Consider the following 16,041-nt stretch of genomic DNA (forward strand, 5'->3'; position numbering starts at 1 on the left):
CCCACAGCTAGCTGGGACCGGGTGAACAGACCTTCCAGGCCCCGTCCTCGCGTACGAACGACATTTCGACTGCCTTTCTGTCGTCCGGCGCCCTGTCGAAGTGGTAGGTCACCTTGGCGGTGGCGCGGTCACCGTCGATCGCCACGTCGGTGACATCGTCGACGTACCGATCACCGAGCTTGTCGACCGATTCCCGTTGTCCGGCAAGCACATCGGTTTCGGTACCGTGTTCGGCGGCGCACGTGTAACCGCGGTAGTCGGCATAGTTGCCTCGCTGCAGCGCGTCGTTCTGGCCGACCGCCGCACGAGCCACCTGGCGGTCGGCAGGCAGCTCGTCCTCGCCCCCGAACAGGTTCAGCAGACCGATTGTGATCACGACGAGAACAATGATTGCCAGCGCCGCTAGAAACGGCGTCGCGGTCGGCCGGTCGGCCGCGGGCGGTTCGGACACGGCCTACCAGAGCCTGCGCAGCGCGGCCGAGACCCGACGGGCGCGGTCTCTGGCCACGATCGGATCGGGCGCGGTCGCGAGCGCAACACCGAGTCGGCGGCGGGTCTCGCTCTCGTCGGGGCGGCCGAACAGCCGCACATCGCTTTCGGCGACGGCCAGCGCGTCGGCGAGCGCGGCGGTGGTGTCGACGGCGCTCTCGGCTGTGGCCGCTTCCGCTGCGGCGTAGGTGACCTCGGCGGCGGCGGGAGAGATCATGATCGTGTCGACCGAGAGCCCCAGGATCGCCCGGGCGTGCAACTCGAACTCCGAAAGACGTTGCGAGCGCAGAGTCACCAGCCCGCTGTCGTAGGGCCGCGGCCGCACGTTGTCGAAGTACACCTCGTCACCGCGCACGAGCAGTTCGACGCCGAACACGCCCCGGCCGCCCAGCGAGTTGACGATGCGCGCGGCGATCGACTTCGCGATGCCGAGCGCCGCCGGCGACAACTGCTGCGGCTGCCACGACTCCAGCACGTTGCCGTCCGCCTGGCGGTGCCCGATCGGCTCACAGAAGTGGACGGCGGGCCCCGTCGGCCCCGTAGTGCGAACCGTCAACAACGTGACCTCGACATCGACCTCGACCACGCTCTCGGCCATCACCCGGTTGTGCGGAATCCGGCCGGCCGCGACGGCGCGCTGCCACGCGGGCTCGACGTCTTCGGGCCGCACGAGCACCGATTCGCCCTCGCCCGGCGCCGCCGCGATCGGCTTGACCACCAGCGGGTATCCGGCGTGCTGCGCGACGGCCGTCAACTCCTCGACCGAACCGGCGAACCAGAACGGCGCGGTGGGCAGTCCGAGTTCGTTAGCGGCCAGCCGCCGGAGGCCCTCCCGGTCGACCGACAGCCGGGTACTGCGCGGCGTCGGGAACACCTCGACGTCGCCGCGTTCGGCGACCGCGATCAACGCGTCGGCGGCGATCAGCCCCGCCTCGGTCACGACGTACCGCGGCTTCTCCTTGCCGATCAGCGCGGTCAGTTCCTCGGCGTCGGTCATCTTCACGACCGCGGACCGGTCCGCCACGCCGTGAGCAGGCGCGTCGGCGTAGCGGTCGACGGCGATGACGTCGGCGCCCAACCGTTGGAAGGCCAGCGCCAATTCGCGGCTCAGTTCGCCGGAGCCGAGCAGCATCACCGTCGACCTTTGGGGCGGCGACGTGGATTCGCCGGGGTCGGTCTGCGCGTCGCCTTCGGTGGATTCACTCATCGCGCGTCAAGCCTGCCAGATCGTCAGCCCAGCCGGACGTCGATGTAGCACCACCGCCAGTTCTCGCCCGGCTCGACCGAGCGCATCACCGGATGACCCGTCGCATGGAAGTGCGCGGTGGCGTGCTGATGAGGGCTCGAGTCGCAGCAGCCGACGTAGCCACACATCAGGCACATCCGCAGATGCGCCCAGGCGTCCGTACCGTCCTCTTTGCAGTCCTGGCAGTGCCCGGGGGTGAGCGGACGGGGATCGGCGGCTTCGTCGGCGGCCACGAGATGTTCACACGTCTGCGGATCGGCCGGGGCGCTCGCGGCGCGCCGGCGTGCTCTGCTGCGCATGCTGATCAGGGTACGGCGAGATTTCGAGGAGGCTGGGCGACGTGGGTGGCTCTCTGCTGACCGCACTGGTGTTGGCGATCCTGCTGGCCGCGGTGGCTCGACGGTTCGATGTCTCGGCGCCGCTCGCGCTGGTCATCGCGGGTCTGGCCGCGAGCAACATCCCCGGGCTGCACGACGTGCTGCTCGATCCTGAGCTGGTGCTGTACGTGATCCTGCCGCCGTTGCTGTGGTCGGCCGGACTCGAGAGCAGCTATGTGACGCTTCGCAAGAACATCCGTCCGATCAGCCTGCTGGCGGTCGGGCTGCCGCTGGCGACGACCTTCGCGGTCGGCATCGTCGCGTACAAGACGGTGCCCGAGTTGACACTGGCCGCGGCGCTCACGCTCGGGGCGATCGTCGCGCCGCCCGACGCCGTGTCGGCGACGGCGATCGGCAGGCGGCTGGGCTTGCCCCGACGAACCATGGCGCTACTCAGTGGCGAGAGCCTGTTCAACGACGCGACGGCGCTGACGGCATACAAGGTCGCGCTCGCCGCGGCGATCGGCACCGCCACCACCGGAACCTCCGCCGTGGCGACGTTCGCGCTCGCCGCCGCCGGCGGCGTGGTGGTCGGTGTCGCACTGGGCGCCGTCATCGCATTCGTCCGATCCCGGCTCGCCGACCCGGTGGTGGAGAGTGCGATCGGACTGGTCGCGCCGTTCGTCATCTACTTCGTCGCCGAACAGGTGCACGGGTCCGGAGTGATCGCCGTCGTGGTCGCCGCGCTGATCCTCGGGCAGCGTTCGACGGACGCCGGGTACGCGACGCGCCTGCAGGACTTCGCGCTGTGGCAGGCCGTGCAGCTGATCCTGGAGTCGTTCGCGTTTCTCCTGATCGGACTTCAGCTGCCCGGGGTCATCAGCGAACTGGCGGGCATCAGCGCGTCGGTTCTGATCTCGTCGTCACTGGCCGTGTTCGCCACCGTTATCGTCGTCCGGATCGTCTGGGTGTACCTGTTCGCCTACCTGCCTCCGCTGCTGTCGCGCCGGCTCCGCGATCGCGAGCCCCCGCCGCCCGCCGGGCAGGTGTTCGTGGTCGCATGGGCCGGCATGCGCGGAGTGGTGTCGCTGGCCGCCGCTGCCGGCGTCCCGCTGATGACGCTGTCGGGTGACGAGTTCCCCGGCCGGCCGCATCTGGTGTTCCTGACGTTCGTCGTCGTGGTCGGGACGCTGCTGCTGCACGGGTTGACCCTGCCGTGGGTCATCCGACTCCTCAACGTCGAGGGCGACGATCCGCAGAAGGACCGGCTCGCCGCGGTTCAGGCGCAGGACCGGGCCGCGCGGGCGGCCGCGGAGCGCCTCGACACACTGCTCGCCGAGGCAGCGGACTCGACCGATGTTCCGGAGCGTGCCGCCGATGTATTGCGGCACTGGAACACCCGCCGCCTCAACAGCGCCTGGGAACGGCTCGGCCGCACCGACGACGAAATCGGCGAGAGCCCGACGGCAGCCTTTCGACGTCTGCGCCTGGAGATGCTGGCCGCGGAGCGGGCGACGTTCATCGCCGAGCGCGACGCGGGACGGATCAACGACGAGGTGCTGCGGTCCATGCTGCACGGACTCGATCTGGAGGAGGCGACGCTCAACCGGAAGTAGCGTCGAGCTCTCGACGGAATCCGCGCATCGCGTCGACCAGCGCCGCGAACACCCGATGCGCAACGGTCAGCTCCTCGTCGGAGAATCCGGTCAGAGCGTCGTGCGTCTGTTCGGCCAGGGGCATGAAGAACCCACGCGCGACGTTCATCCCGTGGTCGGCGACTCGCAGGATGACCTTGCGTCGGTCGGCCGGATCGGACTCCCTGAGGAAATGGCCGGACGCGATCATCCGCTCGACGAGGTAGGTGATGGCAGCGGCCGACAGGCCCATCTGCTTGCGCAACTCGCCCGCCGTCAGCGGAGTCCCCGCGGTTTCGGCGACCATCACGTGCAGCAGCGCACGAAAGTCGTTCGCGGCCACCTGATGTCGAGCCGCAAAGTAGCGGCCGATCTCGTCGGATTCCGCAGTCAGCGCTCGTACGTCGGCGGCCATCAACGATTCCAGGGCAGAGCGGCCGTCGGCCTTCGGCATGCGCACAGCCTAAACCGCGCGGGTTTGAAAGATAGTTCAGTTTCTGAAATATTGGACGGCATGACCGGCCGATTCTCCTGGGTCGTGGCGCTCCTCGTCGTCGCCGTGTCCGGGGCGTTGATGGCGCTCATCGGCGCTGACGACTCGGATTCGCGCTCCCCGGTTCCCGTGCCGTCGAGCGCCGAGTCCGCCCGCGCCGATGCGGTGCGCGCGCAGTCGCCCGGCGGCGACCAGGTGCCGGCGATCGTGGTGTTCTCCCGGACCGACGGCGCGGAGTTGAGCCCGGCCGATCTCGCGGCCGTCGAACACCGATCCGCGCAGGTGTCCGACGACCGACGCGCGGCCCTCGCGGTGGTTCCGATGGACAAGGAATTGACCGGGTTCGAACTCACCGATGCGGTCAAGGCGCTGCGCGCGAACGTCAGCGCGGGATTGCCCGCCGGGCTGCAAGCCGAAGTCACCGGCGGTCCGGCGTTCGGCGCTGACATCGCGAACTCGTTCTCGGGCGCCAACTTCACGCTGCTGGCGGTCACCGCCGCGGTGGTGGCGCTTCTGCTGATCGTGACCTACCGGTCTCCGGTGCTGTGGCTGGTCCCGCTCACGGTCATCGGGTTCGCCGACCGCGTCGCGGCCGTGGTAGGCAGCGCGATCGCCGACGCGGTGGGCATGAGTCCCGACGGGTCCACCGGCGGCATCACGAGCGTGCTGGTCTTCGGCGCGGGTACGAACTATGCCCTGCTCTTGATTTCCAGGTACCGAGAAGAGTTGAGCCGCAACGAGCATCACCGTGACGCACTGGCCGTGGCGGTGCGAAGGGCGGGACCCGCGATCGTCGCGAGCAATGCCACCGTCGTACTCGCCCTGCTGACGCTGGTATTCGCGTCGTCGCCGAGCACCCGCAGCCTGGGTGTTCAGGCCGCGGCGGGCCTGATCGTCGCGGCGGTCTTCGTTCTCGCGGTGCTGCCGCCGCTGCTGGCCCTGTTCGGCAAGCGGCTGTTCTGGCCGTTCGTCCCGCGCTCGGACGCCAAACCCCTTACCGACAGCGGAGTCTGGCACCGGATCGCCGATGCGGTGGCGCGCAGGCCTGCCCACGTCGCGGTGGTGTCGATCGCCGGGCTCGCACTATTGTGCACCGGGCTGCTCACCACTCCGATCGGGTTGTCGCAGACCGAGCAGTTCCGCGTCCAAGCCGAGTCGGTCAGTGGATATGAGACCGTGGCCGCCCACTTCCCGAGCGGTCTCACCGATCCGACGCGCGTCATCGCCTCCACCGATCGGACCGCCGAAGTCCAGCGTGCGATTACCGAGACCCCAGGTGTCGTCTCCGCCGTACCTGCGGACCAGAGCTCGGGTGGCCTGACCCAGTGGTCGGTGGTGCTCGATACTGAACCGGCCTCCGACGACGCGTTCAGAACCGTTGATGCGCTTCGTCATTCGGTTCATTCCGTGGATCCCGGAGCACTGGTCGGCGGATCCGACGCCCAGGCCCGGGACGCCAGCGCCGCCGCCGAGAGGGACCGGCTGGTGCTGATCCCGCTGATCCTCGCGGTCGTGCTGATCGTGCTCTACATCCTGCTGCGCTCGGCGCTGGCCCCTCTGGTGCTGGTCGCGGTCACCGTGCTGAGCGCGCTCGCGGCGCTCGGCGTCGGCGGCTGGGCCAGCGTGCACCTGTTCGGCTTCCCCGCTTTGGACAACACCGCCCCGCTGTTCGCGTTCCTGTTCCTGGTGGCCCTCGGCGTCGACTACACGATCTTCCTCGTCACGCGGGCCCGCGAAGAGACACCCGAGCACGGCACCCGCGACGGAATCGTGCGCGCGGTGTCGGCGACCGGCGCGGTGATCACCAGCGCGGGAATCGTGCTGGCCGCGGTGTTCTGCGTGCTGGGCGTGCTGCCGCTGATCGTGCTCACGCAGGTCGGCATCATCGTGGGCCTCGGCATCCTGCTGGACACGTTCGTCGTGCGGACCGTGATCATCCCCGCACTGTTCACGCTGATCGGGCCGCGCATCTGGTGGCCCGCACTGCGCGAGCAGCGCTACCGTTCCAACGGTGGAGCAACAGCAGGTCGACACCGCGCTGGGCAGAATTCGGGTCCGCACCCGGGGTGACGGCGAGGCCATGGTGCTGTGGCCGAGCCTGCTGATGACCGGTGACATGTGGTCGGCGCGGGCGGAGTACTTCAGCACGGGCTGCCGGGTCATCCTGGTCGACCCGCCCGGCCACGGCGGTAGCGAAAAGCTAACGGCGCCTTTCACGTTCGATCAATGTGCCCGCGTCGTCGTCGACATCATCGACGCGCTCGGAGTGCAGCGCACACACTTCGTCGGTAACTCGTGGGGAGGAATGATCGGCGGCACCTTCGCGGCCACATATCCCGACCGGGTCGCTCGTTCGGTGCTGATGAACTGCACCGCATCGGCGGCGGGCGTCCGTCAGAAGCTCGAATACGGGGCCCTGCTGCGAATCGCCAAGCTGCTCGGCGGGATTCGGCCGCCGCTGACCCGTTCGGTACTCAAGGCCTTCCTGGGTCCCACGACGTTTCGGACCCGCCCCGACGTGGTCGCCTTCGTGCGCGACACCGTCCAGGCCGCCGATGTGCACTCGTGCGCGTGGGCCGTCGAGAGCGTGGTGCCCGCCCGGCCAGATCAGCGGGCCCTGCTCTCCAGGGTGGCCACGCCGGTGCTGGTGGTGGCGGGAACCGAGGACGCCACGTTCCCGGTGCCAGACGCGATCGCGATGGCCGAGGCGATTCCGGGCGCGGCCGTCGCCGTGCTCGACGGCGTCGCACACCTGGCCGGCCTGGAGAACCCGCCGCTGGTCAACCAGCTCGTCGAGGACTTCGTCTTCCGCAGGTAACGTCGTGTCATGACGCAGTCCGAGGCCGCGCTCCGCGACGGCGATGCCCCCGCACTCCCGCCGCTGCACATGCGGCGCGACGCGTTCACTCCGACGCCGGAGCTGCGGGAGATCCGCGAGACCGTCGGCGTGCGGACCGTCACGAACTCGTTCGGCATGACGGTCTATCTCGTCACCCGCCACGACGACGTCAAGGCGGTGCTGGCCGACCACGCGCACTTCTCCAACGGACGCCCGCCCGGTTTCGTCCTGCCGGGTGCACCTGCGATCTCCCAGGAGGAGCAGGAAAGCGCCCAGGCGGGCAATCTGCTCGGACTCGACCCGCCCGAGCATCAACGGCTGCGCCGAATGCTCACCCCTGAGTTCACGATCCGCCGGATGAAGCGACTCGAACCCCGCATCATCGAAATCGTCGACCAGCATCTCGACGCGATGGAAAAGGTCGGACCGCCCGTCGATCTCGTGGAGAGTTTTGCGCTGCCGATCCCCTCTCTGGTGATCTGCGAGCTTCTCGGCGTTCCCTACGACGACCGGGAGGATTTCCAGCGGCGCAGCGCGCGACAACTCGACCTGTCGATCCCGATCGCCGAGCGGATGGCTCTGCAACGAGACGGTCGGGTGTACATGCAGTCACTGGTGGAGCGGGCGCGCAGGCACCCCGGAGACGACATCCTCGGGATGCTGGTCCGCGACCACGGCGACGAGCTCACCGACGACGAACTCCGCGGCGTCGCCAGCCTGCTGCTGCTTGCCGGCCACGAGACCACCTCGAACATGCTGGGGCTCGGCACGCTCGCGCTGCTGCGGCATCCGGATCAACTTGCGGCGGTGCGCGAGGATCCCGACGCCGTCGGTCCCGCGGTTGAGGAGCTGTTGCGGTGGTTGTCGATCGTGCACAGTGCGATTCCGCGGATCACGACCGCCGACGTGGACGTGGCCGGCGTGACGATCCCCGCGGGACAATTGGTGTTCGTCTCGCTACCGTCGGGCAACCGCGATCCGCATTTCATCGACGCGCCAGAGGTTCTCGACATCCGGCGTGGCGCGATCGGACATCTGGCATTCGGCCACGGCGTGCACCACTGCATCGGCGCTCCGCTGGCCCGTATGGAGATGCGCATCGCGTTCCCCCGGCTGCTGCAACGCTTCCCGTCCCTGGCGCTGGCGGAGGACTTCGCCGATGTCGCGTTCCGGTCGTTCCACTTCATCTACGGTCTCAAGTCACTGGAGGTGAAATGGTGAAGGTCGAAGCCGATCGCGAGGTCTGTATTCAAGCCGGTAACTGCGTGATGGTCGCCGACGCCGTCTTCGACCAGGATGACGACGGCATCGTCGTGGTCCTCGTCGACGCGGTGCCCGACGCCGAGGCCGACCACGCACGCGAGGCGGTCAAGCTGTGTCCGTCGCAAGCGTTGCGGCTCGTCGACGAAGCAACAGCACACTGACCAGCAGCACCCAGATCGGAAACGCCAGGGTGAGCCACATGCTGATGTCGCCGGCGAGCAGAAGCCCAACCGCCACAAGGTAAGTCACGCTGACCAACGTGCGGGGCATGAGACCGGTCTTCAGCCAGATGGTGGCCAACGAGATCATGAACACCGCCGCCATCCGCAGCGCATACGTCTTCGACACGGTGAGCAGCACCATCTGACCGAAGAGCGCGACATCCGGGTGCGCGGCCGCGCCGCTGCGCTCGAGGCCCGCGCCGACTCCGGCGGCCACGAACATCATGGCCAAGAACAGCAGACCGCTGCCGATGAACACCGTCGAGAAGAACTTGTCCTCGAGGGTGCCGAACCCGTCGCGTACCACCCCCATGAACCACAGGAACGCGATGCCCGCGAACGGCATGATCGTTGCGGCGATCTTCAGATTGGTCCTGCCCTCGCGCAACCATTGCGAGTCCGGCTCGGCGCCCTCCGGCAGCGCGAGGCGGATGAATACCAGCGCGGTTGCGAACAGCAGCGCGAACAGCACACCGGCCAGCGCTGCGGCCCGCGGCGTCGAGAGTCTGTGCAGATGCCGGTCGGCCGGCTGGGTCGTCACGCCCGTGATGCTGTCACCGAGGCACTCGAGACTGCGGTGAGATCGCGAATCTCGCAGATATTGCGATCTGGCCGCAGTCTCGCGGCGGCGGAGAGGCTCAGGGCTGGCCGGGCAGCAAGCGGATCATCAAGCCGTTCGCCTCGGCCAGCAGATTCCCGTCCGGGTCTCGCATTTCCGCGTTGACGAAGGACTTGCGGCCCTCGGCCTCGCGCACCCACCCGCGAATCGTCAACTCGGTGTCGATGGGCGTGACCCGGCGGTAGTCGACGTGCAGGAACCCGGTCCGACTGATGGGCCTGCCCGTGGCATGGATGACCATGCCGAAGACCGAGTCGAACATCAGCGGCAGCACCCCGCCGTGCACCGCGTAGTTGCCGCCCACGTGATAGCGGCTGAACTGCACCGTCAGCTCGACCGCTTCGGCGTCGAACTTGGTGACGCGATACGGCGGCATCAACAGGCTGCCCGCACCCGGCAGCGACGGCACGCGGTTGGCGGGCCCGACACCCTCGGGCGCCTCGAACGGGTCGAGCAGCCCGACCAGTTCCTCGGCGCGGTCCGCGACCTTGTCCCAGGTGCCGCTGTCCGGATCGGCGGACACCGCAAGGTCCTGTGCGCGGCGCATCGCGGTCAGGAAACGCCCGAATCCCGGCCCCGGATCGGCCGGTTCGAAGACCGGGAAGCCGCCGTGACGTTCGTAGTCGGGGTCCTCGCTCACGACCGCGGCGCCAGGATGTCGCGGCGCACGATCGTCTGCTCCCGGCCCGGGCCGACGCCGATACACGAAATATGCGCTCCGGCAAGCTCTTCCAGGCGCAACACGTAGTCGCGAGCCTTGGCGGGCAGGTCGTCGAACTCCCGGGCCCCGGAGATGTCCTCCCACCAGCCGGGAAGTTCCTCGTAGATCGGTTCGGCGTCGGCGATGTCGCTCTGGGTCATCGGCATGTCGTCGACGCGCTTGCCGTCGACCCGGTAACCAACGCACACCGGCACGGTTTCGAGACTGGACAGCACGTCGAGCTTGGTCAGGAAGAAGTCGGTGATGCCGTTGACCCGTGTTGCGTACCGCGCGATCACAGCGTCGAACCAGCCACACCGTCGGCGGCGCCCGGTAGTCACCCCGAACTCGCCGCCGGTCTTCGACAGGTATTCACCGTTGGCGTCGAAGAGTTCGGTCGGGAACGGTCCCGACCCGACTCGAGTGGTGTACGCCTTGAGGATCCCCAGCACCGTCGTGATCCTGGTCGGCCCGATACCCGAGCCGACGGCAGCACCGCCTGCCGTCGGATTCGACGATGTGACAAAGGGATACGTGCCGTGGTCGACGTCGAGCAGGGTGCCCTGCGAGCCCTCCAGAAGCACCGTCTCGCCCTTCTCGAGGGCGTCGTTGAGCAGGAAGCGCGCGTCGGCGATGCGGTGCTTGAAACCCTCGGCCTGACTCAGCAGACTCTCGACCACCTCGGCCGGATCGAGCGCCTTACGGTTGTAGATCTTGACCAGCACCTGATTCTTGAAATCCAGTGCGCCCTCTATCTTTTCGGCCAGTAGCGCTGGATCCAGCACGTCGGCCACCCGGATGCCGATGCGCGCGATCTTGTCCTGGTAGCACGGACCGATGCCGCGGCCGGTGGTGCCGATCTTCTTGCTGCCCGCGTACCGTTCGACCACCTTGTCGATGGCCACGTGATAGGGCATCAGCAGGTGTGCGTCGGCGGAGATCAACAGCCGTTCGGTGTCTACGCCGCGGTCGGTCAGCCCCTGCAGCTCGGCGAGCAGCACACCCGGATCGACGACAACCCCGTTGCCGATGACGTTGGTGACGCCCGGGGTGAGGATCCCCGACGGAATGAGATGGAGTGCGAAGTTCTCGCCCGTCGGCAGCACCACCGTGTGGCCGGCGTTGTTGCCGCCCTGGTAGCGCACCACCCACTGGACGCGTCCACCGAGTAGGTCGGTGGCCTTTCCTTTGCCCTCGTCACCCCATTGAGCGCCGATGAGCACGATTGCCGGCATGGCATAGTCTCCCGCTAATCTGCATCAACACTGTGCAGCCGGTGACCTACCCTATCCCAGCCCGTCGTGAGGAGCCCGCGCGGACGTGATGAGCACTGCATCGGGTCCGGACGCCACCGGCGTGATGGTGCTGCTGACCGGAGGCCGTCGGATGCCCCGAACGCTGCGCGACCTGCCGGTCGCCGAGACCCCGGATGTGTCCTGTCGCCGTCTCATCGTGGTCGGCCCGGACGCCGAGCTGGCCGCGGTGCTGACCCGGCTGATGCGCAGCGATCGGCTCGATGTCGAAGTGGCGCATGTCCGGCGAGGCTGGCAGGCGCGGCGGGCGCGTAGCGGGACGGCCACCCGGGTTCCACTGATCCGAGACGACACCGGCACTGTGATCGTCGGGGCCGCGTACTGGGTGGGCGAGAGTGGCCTCGAGAAGGGGTCGCCCCCGGCGAAACTGACCGGTGAGGCGGTGGTCGACGACGATCTGCTCTTCGACGGAGCGGTGACCGGCGTCCGGATCGAGCCGACGCCTCACCCGCCGGGTTTGCGGGCCACGGTGTTGTCGCGCCATATGCGCCCCGGGCGCTGGCTCACCGGACGCGCGGCGCAACTGGGCACGACCGGCGCGTTCGTAGTCCGCGACGGCGTGCCGGCCGCCCGCGCGGTGAGGCGTTCGACGTTCTATCGGCACACCGAGGGCTGGCTGCAGGTTCGGTGACGAGCCAGACCCGTCGTTGGAGTCGGTAGCGTCGAACCGTGAGCATTCGACCCTTGCACCAGTCGGTGCGGCCGAGCCCGGTCTTCCTGGCGATCGTCGCGCTGAGCGTCGCCGGCGGTGTGCTGTCGTGGATCTCCGCGGCCGAGGTCCGCGCGCCACTGTCCTACGTGGGCGTGTTCGTCTTCGTCATCGCCGGCTGGATCGTGTCGCTGAGCCTGCACGAATTCGGGCACGCGTTCACGGCGTGGCGGTATGGCGATCACGACATCGCGGTTCGCGGCTATCTCACCCTCAACCCCTTCAAGTACGCCAATCCGATGCTGTCCCTCGGGCTTCCGGTGCTGATCACCCTGCTCGGCGGCATCGGCCTGCCGGGCGGTGCAGTGTGGGTGCGCACGTCGTTCATGACCAACAGGCAGAAGACGACGGTCAGTCTCGCCGGACCCGCCGCGAACGTGATCCTCGCGGTGCTGCTGCTCGTGGCGACCCGACTGTTCTACGACGCCGATCACCTGGTGTTCTGGGCCGGTGTGGCCTTCCTGGGCTTCCTGCAGATCACCGGGGCGGTGCTCAACCTGCTGCCGATCCCGGGCCTCGATGGCTACGGCGCGCTGGAACCGCACCTGAGTCGAGAGACTCAGCGCGCCCTGGAACCGGCGAAGCAATGGGCGTTCTTCATCTTCCTGTTCCTGCTGATCGCGACACCGCTCAATCAGTACTTCTTCGCCGTCGTGGGCTGGTTCTTCGACCTGTCGGGGGTCAACAGCGGGCTGATCGGCGCCGGTTTCAACCTCACCCGGTTCTGGTCCGCCTGGTTCTAGGCCGCTTGCGACATATGCGCGTTTACGCATAGATTGCTGGCATGGGCGCCGGCCACGACCACAGCAGCCGCGGCGATACGCGTGTCAGCCGGATGGTCATCGGTGCGGCGATCCTGACGGTGTTCTTCGTCGTCGAACTCGGCACCGCGTTGGCGATCGACTCGATCGCGCTGCTGGCCGACGCCGGCCACATGTTGACCGACCTGGTCGCGATGTTCATGGGCCTGACGGCGGTGCTGCTCGCCCGCCACGGCAGCGCCTCGCCGGCCCGCACGTACGGATGGCACCGCGCAGAGGTGTTCACCGCTGTGGCCAACGCGGTGCTGCTGCTCGGCGTCGCGGTGTTCATCCTCTACGAGGCGTTCGAACGGTTGGGAGATGCGCCCGACGTCCCCGGTGTGCCGATGATCGTCGTCGCGCTGGCCGGCCTGCTCGCCAACGCGGTCGTGGTGCTGCTGCTGCGCGGGCATTCCGAGGACAGCCTGGCGGTCAAGGGCGCCTACATGGAGGTGGTGGCCGACACCGTCGGCAGTATCGGCGTGCTGATCGCCGGCATCGTCACGGTCACGACGCGCTGGCCGTACGCCGACGTCGTGGTGGCGATCTTCGTCGCACTGTGGGTGTTGCCGCGGGCGATCTCCTTGGCCCGGGCCGCGCTGCGGATCCTCTCGGAGTCGTCGCCCACCCACATCGACGTGGACGAACTGCGCACGGCACTGTGCGCTGTCGACGGCGTCACCGAGGTACACGACCTGCATGTCTGGACATTGGTGCCGGGCAAGGACATGGTGACCGCTCACCTGACGAGTAGCGCGGATTCGGCACGGGTTCTCGACGACGCACGGGCGGTGCTGACCGCCCGCGGGCTGGACCACGCGACGGTTCAGGTGGAACCGCCCGACGGCGCCGCGGACTGCAAGTGCGAAGCGGAGTGGTGACTCGCGCGATGAGCGTCGCGAAGAGCCTCAGGCAAGACCGAGGGCGGGGCGAGCGGCCGGGTCGCAGTCGTCGAGCAGATCGAGGCAACGCTGAAACTCGTCCTCCTCGCCGATAGCGTCTGCGGCCTTGGCGAGCGCGGCGACGCAGCGCAGAAATCCGCGGTTCGGCTCGTGGCGGAACGGGACCGGGCCGAAGCCCTTCCATCCGTTGCGGCGCAACTGATCCAAGCCGCGGTGATACCCGGTGCGGGCGTATGCATAGGCGGTCACCGCCTTGTCGTCGGCCAGCGCTTCCTCGGCCAGCGTCGCCCACGCCACTGACGCCGACGGGTGCGCTGCCGCCACGATGGCCGGGTTCTCGGCGGCCGCCAATTCCGCCTCGGCCGCATCGTCGCCCGGCAGCAACACCGGATCCGGTCCTAGGAGATCTCCCATCTGCGTCATGCCCCCATTGTGCCGCTAGGCTGCACCGGTAGCTCGTAGAGGGAGGACTGCAGCAGGGATGTCGAACCCATCAGGCCCTGAACAGCCGAAGGACACCACCGATGAGGGCACCGACGCCACCGGCGAGGTAGCCGCCGGGGACGCCGAGACGGCCGAGTCCGCGACCGAACCCGAAACCGAGCAGCCGGGCGCCGAACAGCAAGCCCCACCCGAGGCGCCCGCCGCCGCGTCCGAAGACGACCCCGCGACCGAAGTGGTGCAGGTCGAGGCCGACCACGAGCCGGCCACCGAGGTGTTCGCGTCGGCGGATGCGACCCCTGATCCGGAAGTGGCGCAGGAGCCCGGGGAGCGGCGCTTCACCGCGCCGTCGGGGTTCGACGCGGGCACCACACAGCGGATCGACACTCCGCCGGAACCGGCGACCGAGGTGTTCGCGATGTCACATGCAGGCGCAGCCGGGGCCGCGGCCCCTACCGAACCGATGGCCCAGCAGAAACCCGTTGCGCCGCAGGTCATCCCACCGCGAGGTGACGCCCCGAAAGCGGCACAGAACCGCCGCAGCTGGGGTTGGGTGGTGGCCGTGGTGCTGGTGATCGCGGCCCTGGTGGCCATCGCCGTGCTAGGCACCGTGCTGTTGACGCGCGATTCGGAGCCTAAGGTGTCGCAGGAGGACATGGTCCGGTCGACCATCGAGAACTTCGACACCGCAATCCAGAGCGGCGATCTGGCGACGCTGCGCAGCATCACCTGCGGACCCACCCGCGACAGCTACGTCAAGTACAACGACCGCTCGTGGGCCGAGACCCACGCCAGGGTGGCCGCGGCCAAGCAGTACCCGGTGGTGGCCAGCATCGACCAGGTCGTGGTCAACGGCGACCACGCGGAGGCCAACGTCACCACCTTTATGGCTTACGCGCCGCAGACCCGTTCGACCCGCAGCCTCGATCTGCAGTTCCGCGACGAGCAGTGGAAGATCTGCCAGGCGCCGGTCGCCTGACCTGCGACTTCAGGAGTTGGCGCTCACGCTCCGGCCCGCGCTGTGCAGGTCGCGGCACGCCTCGACGACGCGCTCGCTCATCGACGCCTCGGCCTTCTTGAGATAGCTGCGGGGGTCGTAGGCCTTCTTGTTGCCGACCTCGCCGTCGACCTTGAGTACCCCGTCGTAGTTGGTGAACATGTGGGCGGCGACCGACCGGGTGAACGCGTACTGCATGTCGGTGTCGACGTTCATCTTCACCACGCCGTACTTGAGCGCATCTTCGATCTCGGACTTCAGCGAGCCCGAGCCACCGTGGAAGACGAAGTCGAAAGGCCGTGCGTCTTCGGGTAATCCGAGTTTCGCCGCAGCCACCCGCTGGCCCTCGGCCAGCACCTCGGGCTTGAGCTTGACGTTGCCCGGCTTGTACACCCCGTGCACGTTGCCGAACGTCGCGGCCAGCAGGTATTTGCCGTGCTCGCCTGCGCCCAGCACCTCGACGGTCTTCTCGAAGTCCTCTGCCGTCGTGTAGAGCTTGTCGTTGATCTCGTGGGCGACGCCGTCCTCCTCGCCGCCGACCACACCGATCTCGATCTCGAGAATGATCTTGGCGGCCGCCGCCTCCTTGAGCAGTTCCCGCGCAATGTCGAGGTTCTCGTCGATCGGCACCGCCGATCCGTCCCACATGTGCGACTGGAACAGCGGGTCGCGTCCGTCGGCCACCCGCTGTGCCGAGATCGCCAGCAGCGGCCGCACGTAGGTGTCGAGCTTGTCCTTCGGACAGTGATCGGTGTGCAGCGCCACGGTGACCGGGTATCTCTCGGCGACGACGTGGGCGAACTCTGCCAGCGCGACGGCGCCGGTCACCATGTCCTTGACCCCGAGTCCGGACGCGAATTCGGCACCGCCCGTTGAGAATTGGATGATGCCATCACTACCTGCGTCGGCGAAACCCTTGATGGCCGCGTTGACCGACTCCGAGCCGACGCAGTTGATGGCGGGGAACGCAAAGGAGTGATCCTTGGCTCGGCCCAGCATTTCCGCGTAGACCTCGGGCGTGGCGATGGGCATGAGCGGTCCTTCCATCTTGTTCGAGT

At 68.1% G+C, this 16,041-nt stretch carries 18 protein-coding genes; 9 read left to right on the forward strand and 9 right to left on the reverse strand.

Features of this window, described 5'->3' with window-relative positions:
* Positions 1-7: 7 nt before the first annotated feature.
* Genes N4S67_RS09580 through N4S67_RS09590 form a run of 3 tightly spaced genes read right to left on the reverse strand, consistent with a single transcriptional unit; the run spans position 8 to position 2,034 of the window.
* On the reverse strand, positions 8-451 hold the full coding sequence (locus N4S67_RS09580; protein ID WP_260992709.1) for an Rv0361 family membrane protein: 444 nt from the start codon (positions 449-451) through the stop codon (positions 8-10).
* A gap of 3 nt (positions 452-454) precedes the next feature.
* The gene (gene purT, locus N4S67_RS09585) at positions 455-1,696 is read right to left on the reverse strand and encodes a formate-dependent phosphoribosylglycinamide formyltransferase (protein WP_260992710.1); all 1,242 of its coding nucleotides are present in this window, start codon (positions 1,694-1,696) and stop codon (positions 455-457) included.
* A 23-nt stretch (positions 1,697-1,719) separates the two neighbouring features.
* Positions 1,720-2,034 carry a UBP-type zinc finger domain-containing protein gene (locus tag N4S67_RS09590; protein ID WP_260992711.1) on the reverse strand — a complete coding sequence of 105 codons (315 nt, stop codon included), beginning with the start codon at positions 2,032-2,034 and terminating at the stop codon, positions 1,720-1,722.
* 41 nt (positions 2,035-2,075) lie between these two features.
* Here N4S67_RS09590 and N4S67_RS09595 point away from each other — a divergent pair, with 41 nt between their 5' ends.
* Complete coding sequence (locus tag N4S67_RS09595) at positions 2,076-3,668, forward strand: Na+/H+ antiporter (RefSeq protein ID WP_260992712.1); 1,593 nt, start codon at positions 2,076-2,078, stop codon at positions 3,666-3,668.
* Here the strand turns inward: N4S67_RS09595 and N4S67_RS09600 are convergent.
* Positions 3,655-4,140 carry a MarR family winged helix-turn-helix transcriptional regulator gene (locus N4S67_RS09600; RefSeq protein WP_260992713.1) on the reverse strand — a complete coding sequence of 162 codons (486 nt, stop codon included), beginning with the start codon at positions 4,138-4,140 and terminating at the stop codon, positions 3,655-3,657. The genes N4S67_RS09595 and N4S67_RS09600 overlap by 14 nt on opposite strands.
* Before the next feature lie 60 nt (positions 4,141-4,200).
* Between N4S67_RS09600 and N4S67_RS09605 the strand changes: the two genes are divergently transcribed.
* Genes N4S67_RS09605 through N4S67_RS09620 form a run of 4 tightly spaced genes read left to right on the forward strand, consistent with a single transcriptional unit; the run spans position 4,201 to position 8,442 of the window.
* The gene (locus N4S67_RS09605) at positions 4,201-6,249 is read left to right on the forward strand and encodes an MMPL family transporter (protein WP_260992714.1); all 2,049 of its coding nucleotides are present in this window, start codon (positions 4,201-4,203) and stop codon (positions 6,247-6,249) included.
* On the forward strand, positions 6,191-6,997 hold the full coding sequence (locus tag N4S67_RS09610; RefSeq protein WP_260992715.1) for an alpha/beta fold hydrolase: 807 nt from the start codon (positions 6,191-6,193) through the stop codon (positions 6,995-6,997). The genes N4S67_RS09605 and N4S67_RS09610 overlap by 59 nt, the downstream gene beginning before the upstream one ends.
* Positions 6,998-7,006: 9 nt before the next feature.
* Positions 7,007-8,239 (forward strand): cytochrome P450, encoded by a 1,233-nt coding sequence (locus N4S67_RS09615; protein WP_260992716.1) that lies wholly within the window; start codon positions 7,007-7,009, stop codon positions 8,237-8,239.
* Entirely contained in the window at positions 8,236-8,442 is a 207-nt protein-coding gene (locus N4S67_RS09620) for a ferredoxin (RefSeq protein ID WP_260992717.1), read from the forward strand. The genes N4S67_RS09615 and N4S67_RS09620 overlap by 4 nt, the downstream gene beginning before the upstream one ends.
* Here the strand turns inward: N4S67_RS09620 and N4S67_RS09625 are convergent.
* From N4S67_RS09625 to N4S67_RS09635, 3 genes are all read right to left on the reverse strand, one after another.
* Positions 8,387-9,043: a hypothetical protein gene (locus N4S67_RS09625; RefSeq protein WP_260992718.1), complete on the reverse strand. Its 657-nt coding sequence runs from the start codon at positions 9,041-9,043 to the stop codon at positions 8,387-8,389. The two genes, N4S67_RS09620 and N4S67_RS09625, sit on opposite strands and share 56 nt — an antisense overlap.
* A 97-nt stretch (positions 9,044-9,140) precedes the next feature.
* Positions 9,141-9,761 (reverse strand): PaaI family thioesterase, encoded by a 621-nt coding sequence (locus N4S67_RS09630; protein WP_260992719.1) that lies wholly within the window; start codon positions 9,759-9,761, stop codon positions 9,141-9,143.
* Entirely contained in the window at positions 9,758-11,056 is a 1,299-nt protein-coding gene (locus tag N4S67_RS09635) for an adenylosuccinate synthase (RefSeq protein ID WP_260992720.1), read from the reverse strand. Before N4S67_RS09635 ends, N4S67_RS09630 begins: the two co-directional genes overlap by 4 nt.
* An 88-nt stretch (positions 11,057-11,144) precedes the next feature.
* Between N4S67_RS09635 and N4S67_RS09640 the strand changes: the two genes are divergently transcribed.
* Genes N4S67_RS09640 through N4S67_RS09650 form a run of 3 tightly spaced genes read left to right on the forward strand, consistent with a single transcriptional unit; the run spans position 11,145 to position 13,524 of the window.
* Positions 11,145-11,765 (forward strand): peptidase M50, encoded by a 621-nt coding sequence (locus tag N4S67_RS09640; RefSeq protein WP_260992721.1) that lies wholly within the window; start codon positions 11,145-11,147, stop codon positions 11,763-11,765.
* 38 nt (positions 11,766-11,803) lie between these two features.
* Entirely contained in the window at positions 11,804-12,586 is a 783-nt protein-coding gene (locus tag N4S67_RS09645; protein ID WP_260992722.1) for a site-2 protease family protein, read from the forward strand.
* Between the two features lie 41 nt (positions 12,587-12,627).
* Positions 12,628-13,524 (forward strand): cation diffusion facilitator family transporter, encoded by an 897-nt coding sequence (locus tag N4S67_RS09650; protein ID WP_260992723.1) that lies wholly within the window; start codon positions 12,628-12,630, stop codon positions 13,522-13,524.
* Positions 13,525-13,551: 27 nt separating this feature from the next.
* Here N4S67_RS09650 and N4S67_RS09655 read toward each other — a convergent pair whose 3' ends face one another.
* Positions 13,552-13,968: a DUF3151 domain-containing protein gene (locus tag N4S67_RS09655; RefSeq protein ID WP_260992724.1), complete on the reverse strand. Its 417-nt coding sequence runs from the start codon at positions 13,966-13,968 to the stop codon at positions 13,552-13,554.
* Positions 13,969-14,026: 58 nt separating this feature from the next.
* On the opposite strand from N4S67_RS09655, the gene N4S67_RS09660 reads away from it, so the two are divergent.
* Positions 14,027-14,965: an Rv0361 family membrane protein gene (locus tag N4S67_RS09660; protein ID WP_260992725.1), complete on the forward strand. Its 939-nt coding sequence runs from the start codon at positions 14,027-14,029 to the stop codon at positions 14,963-14,965.
* 9 nt (positions 14,966-14,974) lie between these two features.
* Here N4S67_RS09660 and fbaA read toward each other — a convergent pair whose 3' ends face one another.
* Positions 14,975-16,015: a class II fructose-bisphosphate aldolase gene (gene fbaA / locus N4S67_RS09665; RefSeq protein ID WP_260992726.1), complete on the reverse strand. Its 1,041-nt coding sequence runs from the start codon at positions 16,013-16,015 to the stop codon at positions 14,975-14,977.
* Positions 16,016-16,041: the final 26 nt, after the last annotated feature.

Source organism: Mycobacterium deserti (assembly GCF_025345615.1).
Taxonomy (GTDB): domain Bacteria; phylum Actinomycetota; class Actinomycetes; order Mycobacteriales; family Mycobacteriaceae; genus Mycobacterium; species Mycobacterium deserti.